General features: G+C 73.5%; 23 protein-coding genes. 7 read left to right on the top strand and 16 right to left on the bottom strand.

Going from position 1 to position 23858, the window contains the following annotated elements; all coding sequences use genetic code 11:
- Window positions 1-179: 179 nt before the first annotated feature.
- The 8 genes from ACIQFX_RS25350 to ACIQFX_RS25385 form a co-directional block, all read right to left on the bottom strand.
- Window positions 180-827 carry a TetR/AcrR family transcriptional regulator gene (locus ACIQFX_RS25350; RefSeq protein ID WP_402467532.1) on the bottom strand — a complete coding sequence of 216 codons (648 nt, stop codon included), beginning with the start codon at window positions 825-827 and terminating at the stop codon, window positions 180-182.
- Window positions 828-938: 111 nt separating this feature from the next.
- Window positions 939-1724 (bottom strand): ABC transporter ATP-binding protein, encoded by a 786-nt coding sequence (locus tag ACIQFX_RS25355; protein WP_402467535.1) that lies wholly within the window; start codon window positions 1722-1724, stop codon window positions 939-941.
- A complete protein-coding gene (locus tag ACIQFX_RS25360; protein WP_402467537.1) occupies window positions 1717-2646 on the bottom strand; it encodes an ABC transporter permease in 930 nt (309 codons plus the stop codon). The genes ACIQFX_RS25355 and ACIQFX_RS25360 overlap by 8 nt, the downstream gene beginning before the upstream one ends.
- A gap of 50 nt (window positions 2647-2696) precedes the next feature.
- The gene (locus tag ACIQFX_RS25365) at window positions 2697-3542 is read right to left on the bottom strand and encodes a glycosyltransferase (RefSeq protein ID WP_402468197.1); all 846 of its coding nucleotides are present in this window, start codon (window positions 3540-3542) and stop codon (window positions 2697-2699) included.
- Window positions 3543-3589: 47 nt separating this feature from the next.
- Window positions 3590-4369: a CDP-alcohol phosphatidyltransferase family protein gene (locus ACIQFX_RS25370; RefSeq protein WP_402467542.1), complete on the bottom strand. Its 780-nt coding sequence runs from the start codon at window positions 4367-4369 to the stop codon at window positions 3590-3592.
- A gap of 10 nt (window positions 4370-4379) precedes the next feature.
- Window positions 4380-5441, bottom strand: a complete 1062-nt coding sequence (locus tag ACIQFX_RS25375) for an iron-containing alcohol dehydrogenase family protein (protein WP_402467545.1) — start codon at window positions 5439-5441, stop codon at window positions 4380-4382.
- Window positions 5429-6166: a sugar phosphate nucleotidyltransferase gene (locus ACIQFX_RS25380; protein ID WP_367819857.1), complete on the bottom strand. Its 738-nt coding sequence runs from the start codon at window positions 6164-6166 to the stop codon at window positions 5429-5431. The genes ACIQFX_RS25375 and ACIQFX_RS25380 overlap by 13 nt, the downstream gene beginning before the upstream one ends.
- Window positions 6163-7974, bottom strand: a complete 1812-nt coding sequence (locus ACIQFX_RS25385; protein ID WP_402468200.1) for a DUF5941 domain-containing protein — start codon at window positions 7972-7974, stop codon at window positions 6163-6165. The genes ACIQFX_RS25380 and ACIQFX_RS25385 overlap by 4 nt, the downstream gene beginning before the upstream one ends.
- A gap of 424 nt (window positions 7975-8398) precedes the next feature.
- On the opposite strand from ACIQFX_RS25385, the gene ACIQFX_RS25390 reads away from it, so the two are divergent.
- The 3 genes from ACIQFX_RS25390 to idi all read left to right on the top strand — a co-directional run bounded on the left by ACIQFX_RS25390 (window position 8399) and on the right by idi (window position 11571).
- Entirely contained in the window at window positions 8399-9340 is a 942-nt protein-coding gene (locus tag ACIQFX_RS25390) for a cation diffusion facilitator family transporter (protein WP_402467548.1), read from the top strand.
- A 197-nt stretch (window positions 9341-9537) separates the two neighbouring features.
- Window positions 9538-10800, top strand: a complete 1263-nt coding sequence (locus ACIQFX_RS25395; protein ID WP_402467552.1) for a GNAT family N-acetyltransferase — start codon at window positions 9538-9540, stop codon at window positions 10798-10800.
- A gap of 150 nt (window positions 10801-10950) precedes the next feature.
- Window positions 10951-11571, top strand: coding sequence for an isopentenyl-diphosphate Delta-isomerase (gene idi, locus ACIQFX_RS25400; RefSeq protein ID WP_402467555.1), 621 nt, complete (start codon window positions 10951-10953; stop codon window positions 11569-11571).
- Here the strand turns inward: idi and ACIQFX_RS25405 are convergent.
- Window positions 11537-12055 carry an ATP-binding protein gene (locus ACIQFX_RS25405; RefSeq protein WP_402468202.1) on the bottom strand — a complete coding sequence of 173 codons (519 nt, stop codon included), beginning with the start codon at window positions 12053-12055 and terminating at the stop codon, window positions 11537-11539. The genes idi and ACIQFX_RS25405 overlap by 35 nt on opposite strands.
- A 392-nt stretch (window positions 12056-12447) precedes the next feature.
- Here ACIQFX_RS25405 and ACIQFX_RS25410 point away from each other — a divergent pair, with 392 nt between their 5' ends.
- Entirely contained in the window at window positions 12448-13191 is a 744-nt protein-coding gene (locus ACIQFX_RS25410; RefSeq protein WP_402467558.1) for an enoyl-CoA hydratase/isomerase family protein, read from the top strand.
- Between the two features lie 16 nt (window positions 13192-13207).
- On the opposite strand, the gene ACIQFX_RS25415 is transcribed toward ACIQFX_RS25410, so the two are convergent.
- Together ACIQFX_RS25415 and ACIQFX_RS25420 are read right to left on the bottom strand one after the other, a co-directional pair.
- Window positions 13208-13852, bottom strand: a complete 645-nt coding sequence (locus ACIQFX_RS25415) for a DJ-1/PfpI family protein (protein ID WP_402467561.1) — start codon at window positions 13850-13852, stop codon at window positions 13208-13210.
- 67 nt (window positions 13853-13919) lie between these two features.
- On the bottom strand, window positions 13920-14891 hold the full coding sequence (locus tag ACIQFX_RS25420; protein WP_402467564.1) for a GlxA family transcriptional regulator: 972 nt from the start codon (window positions 14889-14891) through the stop codon (window positions 13920-13922).
- Window positions 14892-15015: 124 nt separating this feature from the next.
- Here ACIQFX_RS25420 and ACIQFX_RS25425 point away from each other — a divergent pair, with 124 nt between their 5' ends.
- Both ACIQFX_RS25425 and ACIQFX_RS25430 read left to right on the top strand, forming a co-directional pair.
- On the top strand, window positions 15016-15882 hold the full coding sequence (locus ACIQFX_RS25425; RefSeq protein ID WP_402467566.1) for a hypothetical protein: 867 nt from the start codon (window positions 15016-15018) through the stop codon (window positions 15880-15882).
- 107 nt (window positions 15883-15989) lie between these two features.
- Entirely contained in the window at window positions 15990-18416 is a 2427-nt protein-coding gene (locus ACIQFX_RS25430) for a Tex family protein (protein WP_402468204.1), read from the top strand.
- A 343-nt stretch (window positions 18417-18759) separates the two neighbouring features.
- On the opposite strand, the gene ACIQFX_RS25435 is transcribed toward ACIQFX_RS25430, so the two are convergent.
- From ACIQFX_RS25435 to ACIQFX_RS25450, 4 genes are all read right to left on the bottom strand, one after another.
- Complete coding sequence (locus tag ACIQFX_RS25435) at window positions 18760-19161, bottom strand: hypothetical protein (protein ID WP_402467569.1); 402 nt, start codon at window positions 19159-19161, stop codon at window positions 18760-18762.
- Window positions 19158-19889, bottom strand: a complete 732-nt coding sequence (locus ACIQFX_RS25440) for a 2-phosphosulfolactate phosphatase (protein ID WP_402467572.1) — start codon at window positions 19887-19889, stop codon at window positions 19158-19160. The genes ACIQFX_RS25435 and ACIQFX_RS25440 overlap by 4 nt, the downstream gene beginning before the upstream one ends.
- Window positions 19889-21526 (bottom strand): ABC-F family ATP-binding cassette domain-containing protein, encoded by a 1638-nt coding sequence (locus tag ACIQFX_RS25445; protein ID WP_402467575.1) that lies wholly within the window; start codon window positions 21524-21526, stop codon window positions 19889-19891. The genes ACIQFX_RS25440 and ACIQFX_RS25445 overlap by 1 nt, the downstream gene beginning before the upstream one ends.
- 278 nt (window positions 21527-21804) lie before the next feature.
- On the bottom strand, window positions 21805-22281 hold the full coding sequence (locus ACIQFX_RS25450) for a hypothetical protein (protein WP_402467577.1): 477 nt from the start codon (window positions 22279-22281) through the stop codon (window positions 21805-21807).
- Window positions 22282-22351: 70 nt separating this feature from the next.
- On the opposite strand from ACIQFX_RS25450, the gene ACIQFX_RS25455 reads away from it, so the two are divergent.
- A complete protein-coding gene (locus ACIQFX_RS25455) occupies window positions 22352-23317 on the top strand; it encodes an NAD(P)/FAD-dependent oxidoreductase (RefSeq protein WP_402467580.1) in 966 nt (321 codons plus the stop codon).
- 162 nt (window positions 23318-23479) lie between these two features.
- On the opposite strand, the gene ACIQFX_RS25460 is transcribed toward ACIQFX_RS25455, so the two are convergent.
- Window positions 23480-23776 (bottom strand): hypothetical protein, encoded by a 297-nt coding sequence (locus ACIQFX_RS25460; protein WP_402467583.1) that lies wholly within the window; start codon window positions 23774-23776, stop codon window positions 23480-23482.
- Window positions 23777-23858: the final 82 nt, after the last annotated feature.

The following is a 23858-nucleotide window of genomic DNA, read 5'->3' on the forward strand; positions in this document are numbered from 1 at the left end:
TAGAGCCGCCACTCGGAGGCCCGATGGCGGTGGGGAATGGCCCTACTTGCCGCGAATCAGACCGGTCCAGCTTACGTTGTACGACGACCGTCGCCATTCGGGGGTGGCGGACATCCGGCACCCCGCCCGTACGGGTCGTCAACACGCCTACCACACAAGGGAGTTCATCCCGGCGGGCGTCAGGGGACGCGGGCCCCGGAGACGACCATGGCGAGGGTGGTCTCGACGACGGCGTTCCTGCGCTGGACGGGAAGACGCCGAAGGGGGCCTTCGAGCAGCAGGAGTGACAGTCCATGAACGGCCGACCACGCTGCGGCACCGGCGGCCGGGAGGACGTCCCGCCGCGGGGCGCCGGCCCGGGAGAGCGCGTCCAGCGCCTCCCCGAACAGGGCGAACGCGCGGACCTCGGACTCCGGGGCCCGGTGCTCCGGCACCGGCTCGTCGGGACCGCCCTGCCGGACCATGCAGAACGCGGCCCGGTACAGGCCGGGCTGCGCGACGGCGAAGCCGACGTACCCCCGGCAGAGCGCGGCGAGCCTGCGTTCGGCCGCCAGGGCCGGGTCGTCGGCGCCGGGCTCGCGGGCGGCGGCCCGCTCCATGGAGTCGGCGAGGGCCCGCTGCGCGTGGATCCTGACGGTGCGGAGCAGCTCGCCCCGCCCGTCGAAGTGCCGGTACGCGGCGGTGGGCGAGACGCCGACCCGGCGGGCCGCCTCGCGCAGGACGACCCGTTCGGGACCGCCCTCGGTGGCGAGGTCGACGGCCGCGCAGATCAGCGCGTTGCGCAGATCGCCGTGGTGATAGGTCTTGCCCCCCGAGATGGCTGCCATGTGCACATCCTGCCCGATGTTGACCGCATGAACATTCCGGGCGTGTGCGCGACGCGCAAAAAACGGAAGAGCCCCCACCGGACGACTCCGGCGGGGGCTCCGACACCGACCTCAGCGCGCGGTCTCCCGCTCGTACGCCTTGAGGACCTCGTCCGTGGGGCCGTCCATCAGGAGCTGCCCCTTCTCCAGCCACAGCACCCGGTCGCAGGTGTCCCGGATGGACTTGTTGCTGTGGCTCACCAGGAAGACCGTGCCGGCCTCCTTGCGGAGCTCGCGGATGCGCTCCTCGGAGCGGATCTGGAACTTGCGGTCACCGGTCGCGAGGGCCTCGTCGATGAGGAGGACGTCGTGGTTCTTGGCAGCCGCGATGGCGAAGCGGAGCCGGGCGCCCATGCCGGAGGAGTACGTGCGCATGGGCAGGCTGATGAAGTCGCCCTTCTCGTTGATGCCGGAGAAGTCGACGATCCCCTCGTAGCGGTCGCGCACCTCCTCGCGGCTCATGCCCATGGCGAGGCCGCCCAGGATCACGTTGCGCTCGCCGGTGAGGTCGTTCATCAGGGCCGCGTTGACGCCCAGGAGCGAGGGCTGGCCGTCGGTGAAGACCTTGCCGCTCTCGGTGGGCAGCAGGCCGGCGACGGCGCGCAGCAGCGTGGACTTGCCGGAGCCGTTGGAGCCGATGAGGCCGATGGCCTCGCCGCGGTAGGCGGTGAAGGTGACGCCGCGGACCGCGTGCACCTTGCGGACGCCCCGGCTGACCTCGGCCTTGCCGCGGCCGACGATCCGGCTGAGCGCCGCGGTGGCGCTGCCCTTGCCGCCGCCGCCCGCGTTGACGCGGTAGACGATGTGGACGTCGTCGCAGATGACGGTGGGGACGTGGGAGTCGTTGCGGTCAGCCACGGCCGTACCTCTCCTCTGCCTTCCAGAAGTAGACGAAACCGCCGATGCCGAAGAGCACGGCCCAGCCGAGGGCGGTCATCCAGACGTGCGACGGCAGGTTCTCGGCGCCGTAGCCGTCGATGAGGGCGTAGCGGATGAGGTCCATGTAGACGGCCGCCGGGTTGTACATGAGGACGTCGGCGATCCACGCGGGCTTGTCGGCCAGCATCGCGGGGATGGAGAACATGACGCCCGACGCGTACATCCAGGTGCGCATGACGAACGGCATCAGCTGGGCGAGGTCGGGCGTCTTGGCGCCCATCCTGGCCATGATCATGGCCAGGCCGATGTTGAACACGAACTGCAGGAACAGCGCGGGGACCAGCAGCACCCAGCGGAGCGAGGGGTAGCTGCCGAAGGAGATCGCGACCGCCACCAGCACGATCATCGAGAACAGCAGCTGCTGGAGCTGCTGGAGCGAGAAGGAGATGGGCAGCGTGGCGCGCGGGAAGTGCAGGGCCCGGACGAGGCCCAGGTTGCCGGAGATCGCCCGGACGCCCGCCATCACGGAGTTCTGGGTGAAGGTGAACACGAAGATGCCGGTGACCAGGAACGGGATGTAGACGTCCTTGGACAGCCCTTTGCCGGCACCGAGGATCAGCCCGAAGATCAGGTAGTAGACCAGGGCGTTCAGGAGCGGGGTCGCCACCTGCCACACCTGGCCCAGCTTCGCCTGGCTGTACTGCGCGGTCAGCTTGGCCGACGAGAAGGCCACGATGAAGTGGCGGCGGCTCCACAGGTCCCGGACGTACTCGAGCAGTCCGGGCCGGGCACCGCTGACCGACAGGCCGTACTTCGCGGCGAGCGCGGCCGGGGACAGGCCCTCGTCGACGGACGGAGGCGCGCTCGTCGCGACCGCCCCGCCCTGGTGTGTGTCACTCACAAGTCGAAACTTTCGTGTGCAAGATGCGCGGCACGTCGGGTACCACGATGTCAGACGACCGGGGGGCGACCCAGCCGGGTCAGCCGCCACACCGTACGCCACCTCATGGGACGACGCGGACCGCAGGGGGTCGCCCAGCCTTCGCGGAATCCGCCGAACCATGCCTTCAGCGCGGGGAGCGAGGGCCGCCGGGCCACGGTGAGCAGGAGCCAGACGCCGAGATAGACCGGCACCAGGGGCGCGGGCAGATTGCGACGTGCCAGCCACACTCGGTTGCGAGCCACGTTGAAGTGGTACGAGGCGTGACGGGAGGGGGCGGTGGTGGGGTGCAACAGCACCATGTCCGAACGGTAGTCGATCATCCAGTCGGCGTCGAGCGCCCGCCAGGCGAGGTCCGTCTCCTCGTGCGCGTAGAAGAACTCGTCCGGCAGCCCGCCGACTTCGGCGAAGACCTTGGTGCGGACGGCGTTGGCCCCACCGAGGAAGGTGGTCACCCGCGAGGAGCGCATCGGGTCGGAGGCACGCAGCCTCGGCACGTGCCGGCGCTGGGTGCGCCCCGTCTCCGGGTCCGCGATGCGGAAGCTGATGATGCCCAGGCGCGGGTCGGCGGTGAAGGCCTGGCGGACGAGTTCGGCGGTGTCCGGGTGGGCGAGCAGCCCGTCGTCGTCGAGGAACAGCAGGACGTCGACGTCGGTGCCGCCGGGGCCGAAGGCCTCGATGCCGACGTTCCGGCCGGCCGGGATGCCGACGTTCTCGGGCAGGTCCACGGTCCGCACCCAGTCGGGCACCCCGGTGACCGGGGTGCCCTGGCCGACGACGACGACCTCGACCGGCTCGCCCTGCTGCTTCTCGACCGAGTCGATCAGCGCGCGCAGGTCGTCCGGACGGTTGCCCATCGTGATGACGACGGCGCCCACCTTGAGGGGAGTGCTCACGGCGGGCCTCACTTCAGCCTGCTGGAGACCATGATCGACACCAGGTGCAGCACGGTCTGGAGGAGGGCGATGCCGGCGAGGACGGCGACGCCGACCCGGGAGAAGAACAGGTCTCCGCGGATCTGGTCGGCGACGGCCAGGACGACGATCAGCAGCGAGGCCTCGATGCCGAGGACGAGCCGGTGGAACTTCAGCGCCGCGGCCGCCTTGCGGGCCAGCGCCATGCCGGAGGAGCGCGGCTCGGACGCCGCCTCCTTGACCGGCGGCAGGCCGCCCTGGTGGCGGGCGACGCCGACGAGGTCGGTCTCGGCCTTGATCAGGATGGCGCCGAGGGCGGCGAGGGTCCCGAGGAACGCCCACAGCCAGTCGGCCCCGCCCGAGCCCCACAGGTCGGCGGCGCGCAGGCCGAAGCCGACGAGGACGGCCGCGTCGCACAGGTACGCGCCGACCCGGTCCAGGTACACGCCGGCGAGCGAGTACTGCTTCTTCCAGCGGGCCACCTCGCCGTCGACGCAGTCGAGCAGCAGGTAGAGCTGGACCATGAGCGCGCCGAGCAGCGCACCGGGGATCCCGGGCACCAGCAGGGCCGGCAGCGCCAGGACGCCCGCGAGGGTCATCACGTACGTGAGCTGGTTCGGCGTGACCCTGGTGACGACGAGCTGCCGGGTGATCCTGAGCGAGATCTCCCGCATGTACAGGCGGCCGCCCCAGTGCTCGCCGCTCCGCCGGTCCTTCACACCGGGCGGGTGGACGACCGGTCGGAGCTCAGCTACCGAGGGCTTCCGCACCGGACGGACCTCAGCTACCGATGGATTTTGCATAGTCGGCGTACGCGTCCCTGATGTCGTCGTCGGACAGGTCGAGGTGTTCGAGGATGGTGAAGCGGCCCGGCCGGGTCTGCGGGGCGAAGGACACCGCCTGGACGAACTCGTCCACGGTGAAGCCCATCTCCTCCGGCCGGACGGGCAGTCCGTGCCGGCGCAGGGTGTCGACCATCAGCGCGGAGGCCTCGGGGGCACCGCGCAGGTGCATCGCGAAGGCCGCTCCGAGGCCGCACTGCTCGCCGTGGCTGGCGGCGCGGGCCGGGAAGAGCAGGTCGAAGGCGTGGCTGATCTCGTGGCAGGCGCCCGAGGAGGGGCGGCTGTCCCCGCTGATCGACATGGCGATGCCGGACATCACCAGGCCCTCGGAGAGGGTGACGAGGAAGTCGTCGTCGCCCACCCCGCCGGGGTGGCGGAGCACGGCCTCGCCGGCGCTGCGGGCCATTGCGGCGGCCAGGCCGTCGACGGGTTCGCCGGTCTCGCGGTGGGAGAGCTCCCAGTCCGCGATGGCGGAGAGGTTGGAGATCGCGTCGCCGATGCCGGAGCGGACGTAGCGGACCGGGGCGTCCCGGATCACGTCGAGGTCGATGACCAGAGCGATCGGGGTCGGCACGCCGTAGGAGCCGCGTCCGTTGTCGTTGTCCAGGGTGGAGATCGGCGAGCAGATGCCGTCGTGCGACAGGTTGGTGGCGATGGCCACCAGCGGCAGACCGACCCGGGCCGCCGCGTACTTCGTCACGTCGATGATCTTGCCGCCGCCGAGGGCGACCACGGCGTCGTACCGCTTGCCGCGCATGGCGTCGGCGAGCTTGACGGCCTCGTCGATCGTGCCGCCCGAGACCGGGTACCAGTCGGCGCCCGGCAGCTCGGGGGCGAAGTGGTCGCGCAGCTTGAGGCCCGAGCCGCCGCTGATGGCGACGGCGATCTTGCCGTTGCTGGAGATCCGCTGGTCCGCGAGGAGCGCGGACAGGTCGTCCAGCGCTCCTCTGCGGATGTCGACGACGACCGGCGAGGGGATCAGCCGGGTCAGTACTGGCACGCGATCTCACGGCCCTTCGCGAGGTCGTCGTGGTTGTCGATCTCGACCCACTTGACGTCGCCGATGGGGGCCACGTCGACGGTGAAGCCGCGGTTGACCAGCTCCTGGTAGCCGTCCTCGTAGTACAGGTCGGGGTCGCGCTCGAAGGTGGCCTTGAGGGCGTCGGCGAGCTCCTCGGCGGCCTCGGCCTCGATCAGCGTGACGCCGATGTACTCGCCGGTGGCGGTCGCCGGGTCCATCAGCTTGGTGATGCGCTGGACGCCCTTGTCCTCGGCGGTGATGACCTTCATCTCCTCGTCGGCGAGGTTCTTCACCGTGTCGAGGGCGAGGATGATCTTCTGGCCGTTGCCGCGGGCCGCGAGCAGGGTCTTCTCGACCGAGACCGGGTGGACGGTGTCGCCGTTGGCGAGGATCACACCGCGCTTGAGCTCCTCGCGCGCGCACCACAGGGAGTAGGCGTTGTTCCACTCCTCGGCCTTGTCGTTGTCGACGAGGGTGATCTTGAGGCCGTACTTCGCCTCCAGGGCGTCCTTGCGGTCGTAGACGGCCTCCTTGCGGTAGCCGACGACGATCGCGACCTCGGTGAGGCCGATCTCGGCGAAGTTCTTCAGCGTGAGGTCGAGGATCGTGGTCTCGCCGTCGACGGGCACGAGGGCCTTCGGGAGGGTGTCCGTGTAGGGGCGCAGACGCCGTCCGGCACCGGCTGCGAGTACGAGGCCGATCATGCTGTTTCTCCTTCGTCGTGAACGGCGGGTGCTCCGGAGGAGACCCAGAAGCGGATGGACTCCACGAGCACCACGAGCGCGACGGCGACCGCGAGGGCGGTCAGTGCCAGGGTGAAGTCGTCACCGCGGTCCGCCAGCAGGGCGGCGAGGACGGCCACCAGGAGCGTGCGCCCCTCGTGTCCGCCGGTGACGCGCACCAGCCACGCGGGCGGCGCGCCGGTGCCGCCGCGGATGCGGTACACCGTGTCGTAGTGATGGTAGGCGACCGCCGCGACCAGCCCGAATGCGGCGGGGAGCGCCTGGGCGGCGTCGGAGCGCGCGGCGAGGACCAGGACGGTGCCGTACTCGGCGGCGCGGAAGAGCGGCGGGAGGAGCCAGTCGAGGGGGCCCTTGAGGGGCTGGGAGACGGCGAGCCCGGACAGCAGCGCGTAGGTGACGGCGCCGCTCACCACGACCCACGGGTCGCCCTGGAGGAGGGCCGCGCCGAGCACGGCGACCGCGCCGAGGGCCGCGAGCAGCGGCGTGCCCGCGTGGCGGCGGGCGTCGCGGGAGCGGAGCCGCGCGAGGGTCCCGGCGACGGGCCCCGAGTCGGCGAGGTCGGCCAGGGCCTGGGCGGCGCGGTCGGTCCGCTTCGCCTTGCGGGTCAGGGAGCGCAGCACCCGTCCGGCGGTGGTGTAGCAGGCGCCGAAGGAGCCGCCGATGATCAGCGCCCAGAAGACGATCCGGGGGTTGGTCACGGCGATGAGCACGGCGATCATGGCCCAGCGCTCGCCGATCGGCAGGATGATCATGCGGCGGGCCCAGACGGTCCATCCGACGCTGTCGAGCCGGCCGGAGAGGGCCGCGGTGGGGCTGGTGTTGGCCGTGGCGTCGTGGTTGGCCTCGTTGAACGAGAAGTCCACGACGTGCCGGCAGGTCATCAGGACCATCGCGCCGAGCGCGAGCGCCCAGACGTCGTCGCCGTTGCGGGCGGCGCCGAGGGCGAGGCCCGCGTAGAAGGCGTACTCCTTGGCGCGGTCGAAGGTGGCGTCGAGCCAGGCGCCCAGCGTCGAGTACTTCAGCGCGTAGCGGGCGAGCTGCCCGTCGGCGCAGTCGAGGACGAAGGAGACGAGGAGCAGGACGCCGGAGGCGATGTAGCCGGCGCGCTCGCCGGTCGCCGCGCAGCCGGCCGCGATCAGGGCGGTGAGCAGCGAGGCGGTGGTGACCTGGTTGGGGGTCAGTCCGCGCCGCGCGCACCAGCGGGCGACGTAGCGCGAGTACGTGCTGACGAAGAAGGTGGTGAAGAAGCCGTCGTGGGCCTTGACCGCCGTGCGCAGGCGGACGGCCTCGTCGTCGACGGCGTCGACGGCGGCGCGCGCCTGGTGGCGGGCCTCGGCGTCGGTGGGCACGGTGGCGACGAGGGTGCCGAGCGCGGGCCGGTGTACGGCGACGCCGTCGGCGTCGAGGGCCTCGGCGAGCGTGCCGGTGAGGTCGTCGGTGAGGATGCCGGCGCCGGGGGCGGCGGGCGTCTTCGCGACCTCGGTCAGCGCGCGGGCGAGCGCCGGGCGGGCCGCGCTCTGCGCGCTGAGCGCGCCGGACACGGCCGCGGCCGGGAACCGGGGGTCGGTGAGGGCGAGGCGCAGCGCGTGCACGTGGCCGACGAAGCGGGGGTCGACGAGCGCGACGCGCTCACCCGCCGGGACGGTGGCCAGCAGGGCGCCGGTCTCCTCGGCACCGGAGGCGATCCGGACGTCGAAGCCGAGCGACCGCAGATCTCCGTCGAGCGAGGATCCGGGTGCCGGCGGGCCGGTGAGGATGGCGGTCGACAGACGAACTCACTCCTTGGAGCTGACGGAGGGCCGGCGGGGCTCACGGCGGCCCCGGGCGCGGCGGTGCCGCCCTGTACCGGGCGGCTACACGTCGGCTGAGGCTATCGGATGAACGGGAACGCGAGTTCACCGAGGCTTCGCGGGCCGGACTCCCCCGGGCCCACCCGCGGCCGTACGCGTGCGCCCGTGTGGCGGTGATCATCATGGGCGATCGGTGGCCCACCTCACAAACCGCGCCCGGCCGATGCTCGGGGAGCGGTCGGGGGGCGGCGCGGACCGCGACCGGGCGTCTTCGAATATTCGCAGGTCAGAGCATATGACAACGGTGTTCAGTACCGTGTTGCACATACCCCCCACCCGTAGTTCACTTGCCAACCGGGAACCATCGGGCGCACAACGGACGACACGACCGGGAGGCCATGTCATGGGGGCTGGACACGACCACGGACACAGTCACGGGGGCCCGCCCCCGACGGGCACCGCGGGGGCCGCGTACCGGAACCGACTGCGGATCGCACTCGGCATCACGCTCTCCGTGATGGTGATCGAGATCATCGGCGGTCTGGTCGCCGACTCGCTCGCGCTGATCGCCGACGCGGCGCACATGGCGACGGACGCGGTCGGCCTCGCGATGGCCCTGCTCGCGATCCACTTCGCCAACCGGCCGCCGTCCGGCAACCGCACCTTCGGGTTCGCCCGGGCGGAGATCCTGGCCGCGCTGGCCAACTGCCTGCTGCTGCTCGTCGTCGGCGGCTACGTGCTGTACGAGGCGATCCAGCGGTTCCTGGAGCCGGCCGAGACCAAGGGCGGTCTGACCATCGCGTTCGCGGTGGTCGGCCTGGTGGCCAACATGATCTCGCTGTCGCTGCTCGTGCGGGGCCAGAAGGAGAGCCTCAACGTGCGCGGGGCGTACCTGGAGGTGCTCGCGGACGCCCTGGGCTCGGTCACGGTGATCGTCGCGGCCGGCATCATCCTGGCCACCGGCTGGCAGTACGCCGACCCGATCGCCTCGATCGTGATCGGCCTGATGATCGTCCCCCGGACGCTCAAGCTGCTGCGCGAGACCCTCGACGTCCTCCTGGAGGCGGCGCCCAAGGGCGTCGACATGGCGGAGGTGCGGGCGCACATCCTGGCCCTCCCGGGGGTGGAGGACGTGCACGACCTGCACGCGTGGACGATCACCTCGGGGATGCCGGTGCTCTCGGCGCACGTGGTGGTGGACCAGGGCGCGCTCGACTCGGTCGGGCACGAGAAGATGCTGCACGCCCTCCAGGGGTGCCTGGGGTCGCACTTCGACGTGGAGCACTGCACCTTCCAGCTGGAGCCGGTGGGTCACGCGGAGCACGAGGCGAAGCTCTGCCTCTGAGCGGAACCTCCTGTTAGCCTTTTCGTACGAACGCGTGGGGAGAGGAGCTGAGGTTGATGACCGTCGCGATGGAGGCTGCCCAGTGCGGCAGCACCCGGTCCAGCTTCAGCTTCCGGGTCTCCGGCTGACCTGATCCCGGTACTCCCACCGGTCCGTCACGTCGTCGGCCGGGACCCTTCCACCAAGGGATTCCCACGTTGTCCGACAACGCTCTGCACGACTCCTTCTTCGCCCTGCACCGCGGTCTGCCGCGGCAGGGCCCCGGCTCCGACGCCACCACCCGTCGGCTCCTCGCCCTCTCCGGGCCGCTTCCGGAGCGTCCGCGCGTCCTCGACCTGGGCTGCGGCCCGGGCCGCAGCGCGCTGCTCCTGGCCGCCGAGGCGGGCGCCGAGGTGACGGCCGTCGACACCCACGAGCCGTTCCTCGCCGAGCTGCGCGCGAGCGCCGCGGCCCGCGGGCTCGACGGCTCGATCCGCACCCTGCGCGCCGACATGGGCGCGCTGCCGTTCCCGGACGGCTCCTTCGACCTGGTCTGGGCCGAGAGCTCGGTCTTCGTCCTCGGCTTCGACCGGGCGCTGGCCGAGTGGCGCAGGCTGCTCGCTCCCGGCGGCACACTGGTCCTCACCGAGTGCGTCTGGACCACCGACGAGCCGGGCCCGGCGGCCCGCTCCTTCTGGGAGGAGCACTACCGGCTCCGTACCGTCGGCGGGAACGCGGCGGCGGCGGTCGGGGCCGGCTACCACGTCCTGGGCACCGTCCCGCAGCCCGAGAGCGACTGGGACGAGTACTACGTCCCGCTCGCCGCCCGTGCCGACGCGGCGGACACCGCCGTGCCCGGCATGGCCGAGGCGGTGGCGGGGGCGCGCGCCGAGATCGCGCTGCGGCGCGAGCACGGCTCCGACTACGGCTACGCGGGCTTCGTCCTGCGGCCCGCGGATCCGCGCTGGCGGACCCGCACGGAGACCGACGGCGACACGGCGGCGATCCGCCGGGTCGTGGCGACGGCCTTCGGTTCGGAGGCCGCGCCCTCCGCGACCGAGGCCGACCTCGTCGAGGCGCTCCGGCTCGACGCCGACGCCTGGCTGCCCGGTCTTTCGTACGTGGCCGAGGCGCCGGACGGCACGGTCGCGGCGCACGCGCTGATCACCCGCTGCCGGGTGGGCGGCGCCCCCGCGGCGGCGCTCGCGCCGGTGTCGGTGGCGCCGGCGCACCAGCGGACGGGTGCCGGGCAGGCCGTCGTCCGGGCGGTGCTCGACGCGGCCCGGCTGCGGGGCGAGCGGCTCGTGCTCGTGCTGGGCCATCCGGAGTACTACCCGCGGTTCGGATTCGTACGGGCGTCCGCGTACGGAATCAAGCCAGGTTTCGAGGTCCCGGACGAGGCGATGATGGCGCTCGTCGTGGACGACTCCGCGCCGGTTCCGGCGGGCACCCTCGTCTATCCGGCGGCTTTCGGCGTCTAGGCTCCTGCGGCGCGCTCCCGCTCCCGCCGCACCGGTGCCCTCCGGTCCGGCGGGAGCGGCCACGTCCGGCCGACGAAGTACGGACAAGCCGGTTTTGTACGGCAGACTGTGGTGGCCCCACCGGGCCGAGGACCGAAGCGAAGGATGGGTATGCCGACCACACCAGCCACCGCGGCTCACGTCTCGCCGGAGATCACGTCGAACGGTGTCCAGACGTCCGGAGCCGCGGCGCCGATCATGCTCGAACTGGTCGACGAGGAGGGGAGGACCATCGGCACGGCGGAGAAGCTCGCCGCCCACCAGGCGCCGGGTCAGCTCCACCGCGCCTTCTCCGTCTTCCTCTTCGACGAGGAGGGGCGCCTGCTGCTCCAGCGCCGGGCGCTCGGCAAGTACCACTCCCCCGGCGTGTGGTCGAACACCTGCTGCGGCCACCCCTACCCGGGCGAGGCGCCGTTCGCCGCGGCGGCCCGGCGGACCTTCGAGGAGCTCGGCGTCTCGCCGACGCTGCTCGCCGAGGCCGGCACCGTCCGCTACAACCACCCGGACCCCGCGTCGGGCCTGGTGGAGCAGGAGTTCAACCACCTCTTCGTCGGCCTCGTGCAGGCCGAGCCGCGGCCGGACCCGGAGGAGATCGAGGACACCGTCTTCGTGACCGCCGACGAGCTGGTCGAGCGCCACGCCGCCGCGCCGTTCTCCGCCTGGTTCATGACGGTGCTCGACGCGGCGCGTCCGGCCGTCAGGGAGCTGACGGGTCCGTCCGGGGGCTGGTGACCGTCGGGAGCGGCGCGCTCCCCGGCCCCGGTGCCATCGGGGCCAGGGGCAGCGCCGCCCAGATGATCTTCCCTCCGGTCGCGGTGTGCTCGACGTCGCAGGCGCCGCCGGCCTCCTGGGCGACCTCCCGGACGAGCAGCAGCCCGCGCCCGCCCGTCTGCCCGTAGTCCGCTTCCAGCGCTTTGGGGCGGTACGGGTGGTTGTCCTCGACGGACACCCGGATCCACTCGGGGCCGATGGCCACCTCCACCGCTATCTCCGGGGACAGCAGCGCCGCGTGCCGCACGGCGTTGGTGACCAGCTCGGAGACGATCAGCAGCAGGCCGTCCATGATCTCCTCGTGGAGGGGGACGCCCTGGCGGACCAGCAGGTCGCGTACGGCGTGCCGGGCCTGCGGGACGGAGACGTCGACCGCGGCCGCGGTGAAGCGCCAGACTCCTTCGTAGGACGGTTGCCGGGTGGGGACGCCTCCGTGGGTGTCCACGGTCCCGTTCCCACCCTCGTGCTCGATTCTCGCCACGGATCGAGTCTTGGCAATCCGCGTGGGCAGACCGGCCTACTGACCAGAAGTCGACACTTATCGGCCGCCTTCTGACCACCTGAGTATGCCGACGTCAGTTGTTCGACCGATCCTGCATGCTTTCTGATGACTCCGACGATGTACCCGTCGCCGGCACCGGCGGGGTCACCATACCGACGACGCGCCGAGCACCGCCGGCCAGCCGAATCCGCGCCTCGGCTTCTTCCCCTGACGGGCCATGTCCTGGACGGGGTCGGCACGCCGGTGGTGCCACGGGCGTCCTCGGCCTTGCGGCGCCTCCTCGGAGCGGCCCCTTCCTGATCGTGCGTTCGGGTCCGGCGGATAGCATCCGGCCCATGGAGCCGCAGCTGAAGGACAGCGTCACGGACGGGGTCGCCACCGTCGTCATCGCCAACCCCGCCAAGCGCAACGCGATGAGCGCCGGCATGTGGCGCACGCTGCCCGGTGTCCTGGAGCGGCTCGCCGCCGACTCCTCGGTGCGGGCGCTCGTCCTCACCGGCGAGGGGGACACGTTCTGCGCGGGCGCGGACATCTCGACGCTGCGGGAGCCCGGGGACGAGCAGCAGACGCTCGCGGTACGGGCCGAGGAGGCGCTCGCCGCCTTCCCGAAGCCGACCCTGGCCGCCGTCCGGGGCTTCTGCGTCGGCGGCGGCAGCCAGCTCGCTGCCGCCTGCGACCTGCGCTTCGCCGAGGAGGGCACCCGCTTCGGGATCACGCCGTCGAAGCTCGGCATCGTCTACCCGTCCTCGTCGACCCGCAGGCTCACCGCCCTCGTGGGGCCCTCGACCGCCAAGTACCTGCTGTTCTCGGGCGAGTTGATCGACGCGGACCGGGCGCTGCGCACCGGATTCGTGGACGAGCTCCACCCGGCGGGCGAACTGGACAAGCGGGTGGCCGAGTTCACCCGGATCCTCGCCTCACGCTCGCTGCTGACCCAGGCGGCCGCCAAGGAGTTCGCCGACGGGCGCCTCGACCGCGACGCCCACTGGGCGGAGCAGGCACGCGGCAGCGGCGACACCGCGGAGGGCGTCGCCGCCTTCGTGGAGCGCCGCGCGCCCCGCTTCACGTACGGCCGCTGAGACCGCGGGCGGGGTCTCAGCCCTCCTTGACGAGGTCCCTGGTGTCCGTACCCCGCCAGTGCGCGACGATCGCCGCCGGGGCCTTCTCCGGGGATCCCGCGTCGTAGGGCGGCTGGGGGTCGTACTCGGTGAGCAGCTGGATCGTCTGGGCGACCTCGTCGCCGGCGATCCTGCCGAGCAGGTGCAGCGCCATGTCGATGCCGGAGGAGACCCCGGCGGCCGTGACGTACTTGCCGTCGAAGACGACCCGCTCGCCGGTCGGCTCGACGCCCTGGGCGCGCAGTTCGTCGAAGGCGAGCCAGTGGGTGGTCGCCCGGCGGTCCTTCAGCAGGCCGGCCGCGGCGAGGATCAGCGAACCGGTGCACACCGAGGTGGTCCAGGTGCTGGTGGCGTCGGCCGCGCGCAGCCAGTCCAGGGTCTCCTGGTCGTGCATGGCCACGCGCGCGTCGGGTCCGCCGGGGACGAGCACGATGTCCGGGCTCGGGACCTCGGCGAGGCTCTTGTCGGCGACGAGGGCCAGGCTGCCCTGGTCGTTGCGGACCGGCCCGGCCTCCTTGGCCACGAAGACGGTCTCGGCTCCGGGGAGGCGGGCGAGGAGCTCGTACGGCCCGACGGCGTCGAGGGTGGTGAAGCGGTCGTAGAGCAGGACGGCGATCTGCACGGTGGTTCCCTTCGGTCGACTCGGATGACTCCGATGATTCGGTCGCCCCCCGTCGGGCGGGCGCGTGTCAGGCGACAGGTGCGTGGAAGCGGCGGCGGTACTCCGCCGGTGCGGTGCCGAGCGCCTTGAGGAAGGCGCGGCGCATGGACTCCGGGGTGCCGTAGCCGGAGGCGCGGGCGACCTCTTCGACGCCGCGCGAGGTCTCCTCCAGGAGGCGGCGGGCGTGTTCGAGCCGGACCCGGTCGACGTAGCGGCCGGGCGGGGTGCCGGTCTCCGCGTGGAAGGCACGGGCGAAGTGGCGGGGCGAGAGGCGGGCGCGGGCGGCGAGGGCGTCGACGGAGAGGTCGGCGTCGGGATGCTCGGTGATCCAGTGCTGGAGCTCGCGCAGCGGCTCCCGGCGGGCGGTCTGGGCGGACAGCTGGGCGCTGAACTGGGCCTGGTTGCCGGGGCGGCGCAGGAAGACGACCAGGTGGCGGGCGACGGTGAGGGCCACGTCCCGGCCGAGGTCCTCCTCGACGAGGGCGAGGGCGAGGTCGATGCCCGCGGTGACGCCGGCGGAGGTGGCGAGCCTTCCGTCCCGTACGAAGATCGGGTCGGGGTCGACGTCGACGTCGGGGTAGCAGCGGGCGAGGTGGTCGCAGGCGACCCAGTGGGTGGTGGCCCGGTGCCCGTCGAGGAGACCGGCCTCGGCGAGCAGCAGCGCCCCCGTGCAGACGGACACCAGGCGCCGGGCGCGCGGCGCGTGGGTGCGCAGCCAGTCGACGAGGGCAGGGTCGGGCGCCCGGGTGCCCTCGCCGCCGGGGACGACGAGGGTGTGCGGCGGGCCGTCGGCGACGGCCTCGTCGAGGGTGGTGTCGGGAAGCAGGCGCAGGCCGCTGTGCGTGCGGACCGGGCCGCCGTCCAGGGAGGCGGTCCTGAGGGGGTACGCGGCCGGGTCGCCGGCGGCGCGGCCGGCACCGGCGAACACCTCGACGGGTCCGGTGACGTCGAGGCTCTGGACGTCGTCGAAGAGGACGACGAGGAGGGGGCGCTGCGTCATGCCTCCATCCTTCGCGGCGTCCGCGGCGTCCGCAATGACGGGCAACCCACCTTTCCTGCCATCGTCCCCCTGGTCGCGGTCCGACTGTTCCCGTCGTACCGACCAGTCGGTAACGTTCACGTCCATGACGACTCCACTGCCCCCGCGCGCGGGGCGCCGCTGCCACAACGCCCTCAATCCGCTGCACTCGACGCTCTACTTCTCGCCCGACCTGGACCGCGAGTTCGCCGCCCTCGGCTTCACCGACCAGAGCGCGATGCGGCTGGCCGCGCGCAGCGCCGCCCTCGGCGCGGTGGGCGCGGGCACCGTCGCCGCGACCTTCTACAACTACAACCACGAGCTGCTCGCCCGGCACCTGCCCGCCGTCTGGGAGACCGCCTCCCCCGCCGAGGTGCTGGACGCGCGGCTGCGGACCGCCGACGCGACCCTGCGCCGGCTGCTCGGCGACGACGCCGTCGACTCCCCGGAGATGGCCGAGGCGGCGCGGCTCGCGCTGCGCGCCGCCGAGGCCTGCACCCGGCACGCCCGGCCGCTGTACTCGGCCCACGCGGACCTGCCGGTGCCCGAGCAGCCCCACCTCGCCTACTGGCACGCCGCGACCCTGCTGCGCGAGCACCGGGGCGACGGGCACCTCACGGCCCTGCTCTCCGCCGGGCTCGACCCCGTCGAGGCCCTCGTCTCGCACACCGCCACCGGCAAGGGCATGGCCCCGCGCTGGGTCCTCGGCTCCCGCGGCTGGCGGCGCGCCGACTGGGACGCGGCGGTGGAGCGGCTGCGCGGCCGCGGGCTGCTCGACGCCGACGGGGAGCTGACGGAGTCGGGCACCGCCCTCCGCACCGAGCTGGAGGAGCACACCGACCGGCTGGACGCCGCTCCGTACGAGCACCTCGGCGCGGCCGAGGTCGAGCGCCTGACCGAGCTGGGCCGCGGCTTCCTGTTCGCCGCGGCGGCCGCGGGCGCCTTCCCCGCGGACCTCACCGGCAAGGCGTGACGCCGGACCCGGCGAACCGCCGGAACGGGTCGGTTGCCGCGTCCGGGTGACCGACCCGGCACAATGCACTCGCAAGCTTGAGGCACGAGAAGGCGAGTCGGGACACCGTGACGACGTCCATCGAAGCAAGGATCGCCGAGGAGCTCGGCGTACGCGAGCGACAGGTGAAGGCAGCCGTCGAGCTCCTCGACGGCGGTTCGACCGTGCCGTTCATCGCGCGCTACCGCAAGGAAGCGACCGAGATGCTCGACGACGCGCAGCTGCGCACCCTGGAGGAGCGGCTGCGCTATCTGCGCGAACTGGAGGACCGCCGGACGGCGATCCTCGACTCGGTACGCGAGCAGGGCAAGCTGACGCCGGAGCTGGAGGCCGGCATCCGGGCGGCAGACACCAAGGCGCGCCTGGAGGACATCTACCTGCCCTTCAAGCCGAAGCGCCGGACGAAGGCCCAGATCGCCCGTGAGGCCGGCCTCGCACCGCTGGCCGAGGGGCTGCTCGCCGACCCGTCCGTCGAGCCGACGGCCGCCGCCGCGGCCTTCGTGGACGCGGACAAGGGCGTCGCGGACGCCGCCGCCGCGCTGGAGGGCGCGCGGGCGATCCTCGCCGAGAAGTTCTCCGAGGACGCCGACCTCATCGGCGAGCTGCGCGAGCGCATGTGGGGCCGCGGCCGGCTCGTCGCGAAGGTGCGGGACGGGCAGGAGGAGGCCGGGTCGAAGTTCGCCGACTACTTCGACTTCGCCGAGCCGTTCACGGCGCTGCCCTCGCACCGGGTGCTCGCCATGCTGCGGGGCGAGAAGGAGGACGTGCTCAGCCTCGACCTGGAGCCGGAGGAGCCGTCGGAACTGCCCGGCCCGTCCTCGTACGAGGGAATCGTCGCGGGTCGCTTCGGCGTCGCCGACCGGGGGCGCCCGGGCGACAAGTGGCTCCAGGACACGGTCCGCTGGGCCTGGCGGACCCGCATCCTCGTCCACCTCGGGATCGACCTGCGGCTGCGGCTGCGGACGGCGGCCGAGGACGAGGCGGTCCGGGTGTTCGCGGCGAACCTGCGCGACCTGCTGCTCGCCGCGCCGGCCGGCACCCGGGCGACGCTCGGCCTCGACCCGGGCTTCCGCACCGGCGTGAAGGTCGCCGTGGTCGACGCGACCGGCAAGGTGGTGGCCACGGACACGATCTACCCGCACGTCCCCGCCAACAAGTGGGACCAGGCGCTCGACCGGCTGGCCCGCCTGGCGAAGGAGCACGCGGTCGAACTGGTCGCGATCGGCAACGGCACGGCGTCCCGCGAGACCGACAAGCTCGCGGCCGAACTCCTGGCCAAGCACCCCGAGTTGAAGCTGACGAAGGTGATGGTCTCGGAGGCCGGCGCCTCGGTCTACTCCGCCTCCGCCTTCGCCTCGCAGGAACTCCCCGGGCTCGACGTGTCGTTGCGCGGTGCCGTCTCCATCGCTCGGCGGCTCCAGGACCCGCTCGCGGAGCTGGTGAAGATCGACCCGAAGTCCATCGGCGTGGGCCAGTACCAGCACGACCTGGCCGAGGTGAAGCTCTCGCGCTCGCTCGACGCCGTCGTCGAGGACTGTGTGAACGGCGTCGGCGTCGACGTCAACACCGCCTCGGCGCCGCTCCTTTCGCGCGTCTCCGGGATCAGCTCCGGCCTCGCCGAGAACATCGTCGCGCACCGGGACACCAACGGACCGTTCCGCTCCCGCCGGGCGCTCAAGGACGTGGCCAGGCTCGGCCCGAAGGCGTACGAGCAGTGCGCGGGCTTCCTGCGCATCCGGGGCGGCGACGACCCGCTCGACGCCTCGTCGGTGCACCCGGAGGCGTACCCGGTGGTGCGCCGGATGGTGAAGGCGACCGGCGGCGAGGTCGCGGCGCTGATCGGCGACACCGCCAGGCTGCGCTCGCTCCGGGCGGACGACTTCGTCGACGGGGCCTTCGGTCTGCCGACGGTGACCGACATCCTGCGCGAGCTGGAGAAGCCCGGCCGCGACCCCCGTCCGGCGTTCAAGACGGCCACCTTCAAGGACGGCGTCGAGAAGATCGGCGACCTCGCGTCCGGGATGGTCCTGGAGGGCGTCGTCACCAACGTGGCCGCCTTCGGCGCGTTCGTGGACATCGGCGTGCACCAGGACGGCCTGGTGCACGTGTCCGCGATGTCGAAGAACTTCGTCAAGGACCCGCGCGACGTGGTGAAGCCCGGCGACGTGGTCAAGGTGAAGGTCATGGACGTCGACATCCCGCGCAAGCGCATCTCGCTGACCCTCCGCCTCGACGACGAGCCGGGCGCGGACGCGGCCGGCGGCGCACCGAAGCGCGAGCGGGGCGAGCGCCCTCCGCAGCAGCGGCAGAGCGGCACCCGCGGCGGTGGCGCCGGTGGCGGTGGCGGTGGCCGCAGGAACGAGCGGGGCGGCCGGGACGAGCGGGGCGGCCGGGACCGCGACCGTTCGCAGGCACCCGCCCCCGGCAACAGCGCCATGGCGGACGCCCTGCGCAAGGCCGGCCTCCTCGGCGAGGGCGGCGGGAAGCGCCGCTAGCGGTCACCGCACGGCACCGCCGGCCGGTTCTTACCCGCCGGCGGTACGCGCCGGCACGGGGCCCGGAGCGGCGGCGGCGAGGACCGCGCCGAGCCGGTGCGGGCGTGCGCGGGTGGCCTCGCACGGGCCGGCGCTCGCGCATGGCGTGCGCCGGCACGTGCGTGCGCCCGGGCCGGCGCGTGAACACGGCCGATCAGCGTGGGCACGAGCGGCCCGCGTCAGCGCGTACGCGGTGTCGGCCCGGACCGCGCGCCACCGGACCGCGCGCGCCGGGGAACGACCGAGGCCGCGTCCCGTCGGGGCGCGGCCTCGGTCGTGCGGGGCGGGCCCGCGGGGCGACGGGTCACGGCAGGAAGCGCATGGCCCAGTCGGCGCGGTGGGCGACGGTCAGGTCGTCGTCGTCGGTGAGCGGCTGGAGCAGCGCGCGGGCGGTCTTCGGGTCGGCCTGCACGAGCTCGACGATCTCGGCGGCCAGGCCGTCCTGGTCGTCGCCGAGGTCGACGGCCGAGGCGCGGACCAGGGCCGGCAGGGCCTCCGGGCCGCCGATGGCGGCGAGGACGCCGCCGAGGAGCTCGCGGGCGTAGGCGTTCCGCTCGGTGAGGGCGCGGTCGAGTTCCGCCTGGAGGCGCGGCAGGAGGACCGCGTCGCCCGAGGCGGCGATCTCGTCGGCGAGGTCGATCGTCTCGTCGACGTCCGCGTCCAGATCGTCCAGCATCTCGGTCAGCCGGGTCAGTAGGTCGGTCATGCTGCTGCCTCCTGGAAAGCGCCGTCCACGAGGACGGGAACGGTCGTCGAGCTGTCGGTCTCGGCGGCCACGGCCACGTCCTGCGGATAGCCGTACTCGTACAGTTCACGGCCCGAGTCGCAGCCGTGCAAGGCGGCGACCGGGTCCTTCGTCGCCGACCACAGCGTGGCCGCCGCGGTCGCCTCCGGGGTCATCGGGCCCGTGCCAGCGAGGGCGGAGAGCACCGCTCCCGCGCCCAGCAGGTCCTCCAGCGCCGGGCGCAGCGAGCCGTCGGGCCACCGCTCGCCGGCGGCGACGACCGCGAGCGGGCGGTCCGCCGTGCCGTAGCCGCGGTCCGTGAGCCGGCGGGCGACGGCGGTGCGGTTGCGCAGGGAGGCGGCGACGACGGTCGCGCCGTCGGCCTCGGCCTCGGCCGCGATCGTGGAGCCGTTCGGGGACGGCAGGACCAGACGGGCGGGCGCCGGGGCGGCGCGCAGGGCCGCCGGGGAGAGCGACCAGGGGTGCTCGGGGGTCGCCTCGCGGCGGCCGACGGCGAGGACGGCCCCGGCGCGGTCCGCGTACGCGGCGGCCGTGGCGTCCCGCCACCGGTAGGGGTGGACGGCCGTGCCGGCCTCGACGGCGACGCCCACGGCGGTGGTGAACGACAGCACGTCGACCACGACCACACAGGCGGCCGTCCGGGCGAGGGCCCGCGCCTCGACGGGCCCCCAGCCGAAGGAGACCGTCATCAGAGTTCGGTCACCTTGCCGCCGGCGACCTCGATGCGCCGGGTGGTGCGGACCGCGTCGAGCATGCGGCGGTCGTGGGTGACCAGGAGCAGGGTGCCGGTGTACGAGTCCAGGGCGGACTCCAGCTGCTCGATGGCCGGCAGGTCGAGGTGGTTGGTCGGCTCGTCGAGGACGAGGAGGTTCACGCCCCGGCCCTGGAGCAGGGCGAGCGCGGCACGGGTCCGCTCGCCCGGGGAGAGCGTGGTGGCGGGCCGCAGCACGTGCTCGGCCTTGAGGCCGAACTTGGCGAGCAGCGTCCTGACCTCGGCGGGCTCGGTGTCGGGCACCGCCGCGCAGAACGCCTCCAGGAGGGTCTCGGTGCCGTGGAACAGCTTGCGGGCCTGGTCGACCTCGCCGACGACGACGCCCGAGCCGAGGACCGTGTCGCCCGAGTCCAGCGGGAGGCGGCCGAGCAGGGCCGCGAGCAGGGTCGACTTCCCGGCGCCGTTGGCACCGGTGACGGCGACCCGGTCGGCCCAGTCGATCTGGAGGGTGACGGGGCCGAAGGAGAAGTCGCCGCGGCGGACCTCGGCCTCGCGCAGGGTCGCCACGACGGAGCCGGAGCGCGGCGCGGAGGCGATCTCCATGCGCAGCTCCCACTCCTTGCGGGGCTCCTCGACGACGTCGAGGCGTTCGATCATGCGCTGGGTCTGCCGGGCCTTCGCCGCCTGCTTCTCGCTGGCCTCGCTGCGCGCGTTGCGGCCGAGCTTGTCGCCGTCGGTGGCCTTGCGGCGGGCGTTCTTGACGCCCTGCGTCATCCAGGAGCGCTGCATGTGGCCGCGCGCCTCCAGGGCGGCCTTCTTGCCCGCGTACTCCTCGTAGTCATCGCGCGCGTGGCGCCGGGCGGTGTCCCGCTCGTCGAGGTACGCGTCGTAGCCGCCGCCGTACAGGGTGATCTGCTGCTGGGCCAGGTCGAGTTCGAGGACCTTGGTGACGGTGCGGGTGAGGAACTCGCGGTCGTGGCTGATGACGACCGTGCCCGCGCGCAGGCCCTTCACGAAGGCCTCCAGGCGCTCCAGGCCGTCGAGGTCGAGGTCGTTGGTGGGCTCGTCGAGCAGGAAGACGTCGTAGCGCGAGAGGAGCAGGGAGGCGAGGCCGGCGCGGGCCGCCTGGCCGCCGGACAGGGAGGTCATCGGCTGGTCGAGGCCGACGGTGAGGCCGAGGGAGTCGGCGACCTCGTCGGCGCGCTCGTCGAGGTCGGCGCCGCCGAGGTTCAGCCAGCGCTCCAGCGTGACGGAGTACGCGTCGTCGGCGCCCGGGGTGCCGTCGACGAGGCCCTGGGTGGCCTCGTCCATGGCGGCCTGGGCGGCGGCGACGCCGGTGCGCCGGGCGAGGAACTCGCGGACGGTCTCGCCCGCGCGCCGCTCCGGCTCCTGCGGGAGGTGGCCGACGACGGCGGTCGGCGGGGAGAGCCGCAGCTCGCCCTCCTCCGGAGTGTCGAGGCCGGCGAGCAGCCGCAGCAGCGTCGACTTGCCGGCGCCGTTGACGCCGACGAGGCCGATGACGTCGCCGGGGGCGACGACCAGGTCGAGCCCGGCGAAGAGGGTGCGTTCGCCGTGGCCGGCGGCGAGGTCCTTGGCGACGAGGGTTGCAGTCATCAGGGGACGAATCTTACGGGGGGCGCCCGCCCGGCCGTACCGCCGGTCACGGCTCCCGCCGCACCCCCCGGTCACCCGGCCCGCCGCGGAGCCCCGCTCGGACCGCCGAGCACACCGCTCCGCCACGCGCTCCCGCGCACCGCTCCGTCGGGACGTACGGCCCGCCGCGGAGTCCCCTCGCACCGCGGGGCCTACCGCTCCGCCGCACGCTCCCGCACACCGCTCCGTCGCACCGCGGGACACGCGGCCCCGCCGCATCGCCGGGACACGCGGCCCCGTCACGCCGCCCGGAGGGTGCCGGCCGGTTCGTCCGTGTCGCCGGTGTTCTCCGCGAGGAGGCGGTGGAGGACCGCGCGGTAGGTGGCGCCGTGGAAGAGGTACGGGCCGATGCCGGGGTAGACGTCGCGGTCGGGGTCGACGGCGGGGCCGGTCTGCCAGGCGAGGTCGCGCCAGACGACGTCCTCGCCGGAGCGCTCGACGACGGCGGTGACGGCTCCGCAGCCGGGGTCGTCGCAGTCGGGGCAGGAGTGGATCACCCGGCGGGTGCCGTCGGCGAGCAGGAGGAGCTCGGCGTGCCCGGCCCGGATCGTGGGAGGGAGGTCCGCCGCGAGCGGCGAGACGGCGTCGACGCCGTCGACCTCGTCGAGCCGGTGGAGCAGCGCCCTGCCGTCGACGAGGACGTCGCGCTGCGGGGTGGACGCACCGCCCGCGCCGTCGGCGGGGGCGAGGTCGAGGGATGTGTAGGGGACCGGCATGACTCGAGTCTTCCGGTTCTCCGTGGCCGGGCCGTCCCGGAAATGTCCCGGTCCCGGTACGGTCCGGGCCATGAAGAGCGACGTGGGCGACGTGATCGTGGTGGGCGGCGGGGTCATCGGCCTGACGACGGCGGTGACGCTGGCGGAACGAGGGCTCCGCGTACGGGTCTGGTCGCGGGACGACGTCACGGCGACGACCTCGGCGGTGGCGGGCGCGCTGTGGTGGCCGTACCGGATCGAGCCGGCGGCGGAGGCGGGGGCCTGGGCGCTCGACTCGCTGCGGGTGTACGGGGAGTTGGCCGCCGATCCGGAGCGGACCGGGGTGCGGTGGGTGCCGGGGGTGCACGCGGACACCGTCCTCGACGGCCTCGGGTCCTGGGCGAAGGAGGTGCCGGGCCTGCGCCGGCTGGCTCCGGAGGAGGTGCCGGGGCCGTACTCCGCGGGTCTGGCGGCCCTGCTTCCGCTGATCGACATGCCGGTCCATCTGAGCTGGTTGCGGGGCCGGTTCGAGGCGGCCGGCGGGGTCTTCGAGCGGCGCGCGGTCACCGGCTTCGAGGAGGCGGCGGCACGGGCGCGGGTGGTCGTCGACTGCACCGGGGCGGCGGCGCGGGAGCTCGTACCGGATGCCGGGCTGCGGCCGGTGCGGGGGCAGCTGGTCCTGGTGGAGAACCCCGGGATCGAGGAGTGGTTCACCGCGGCGGACGCCGGGTCGCGCGAGACGACGTACTTCTTCCCGCAGCCGGGGCGGCTGGTGCTCGGCGGGACGGCAGAGGAGGGCGACGAGCGGCTCGCACCCGATCCGGCGACGGCGGCGGGGATCGTCGCCCGGTGCGCGCGGGTGCGGCCGGAGATCGCGGAGGCGCGGGTGATCGGGCACCGGGTGGGCCTGCGGCCGGCCCGGGTGGGCGGGGTGCGGATCGAGGCGGTGCCCCTGCCCGGCGGCGGCCGCCTCGTGCACCACTACGGGCACGGAGGCGCCGGGGTGACGGTGGCCTGGGGCTGCGCGGAGCGGGCGGCGGAGCTGGCCTGCGGCTGAGCCGGCACCGGGCGGCGCCGGGTGCGGCCATCCTGCGAAGGCCTGCCGACCGGCCGCCAACGGCGCGCCAACGGCCCTGTCCCACCGGGTCCGCGGGCACGCGGAAGGGCGGGCGGCCTCCGGGGAGACCGCCCGCCCTTCAGGACGAGTCCTTCGCCTTCGCTACTTCCAGAGCGGGGGCTTGTGGTTGCTGTCCGCGTCGGCGCACTGCTGGGCGCGGCGCTCCAGGGCGTCGGCCCTGGCGTAGGCCTTGCGGGCCTCCGCCGTGGCGCCGAGGCGCTTGAGCTGGGCGGCGCGGGCGCGCTCCTTGTGGGCGTCGGTGCGGAGCTGGGAGATGTTGCAGGTGATGCGGCCGGCGGCCTCGGCGGTCGCGGTCTGCCCGAGCAGCACGCCCCCGGCGAGCAGCGTCGTGGCGAGCAGAGCCGTCAGGGTACGGCGTGCGGGCTTGATGTGGCGCATGGTGGATCTCCAACTTACGGGCCGCTGGGGCCGTTTCGAGGCATGGTCAGTACCAACGGGTAACTTTACCCCGGCAAAGGTA

Origin of the sequence: Streptomyces sp. NPDC093089, from assembly GCF_044754405.1 — a bacterium.
Taxonomy (GTDB): Bacteria; Actinomycetota; Actinomycetes; order Streptomycetales; family Streptomycetaceae; genus Streptomyces.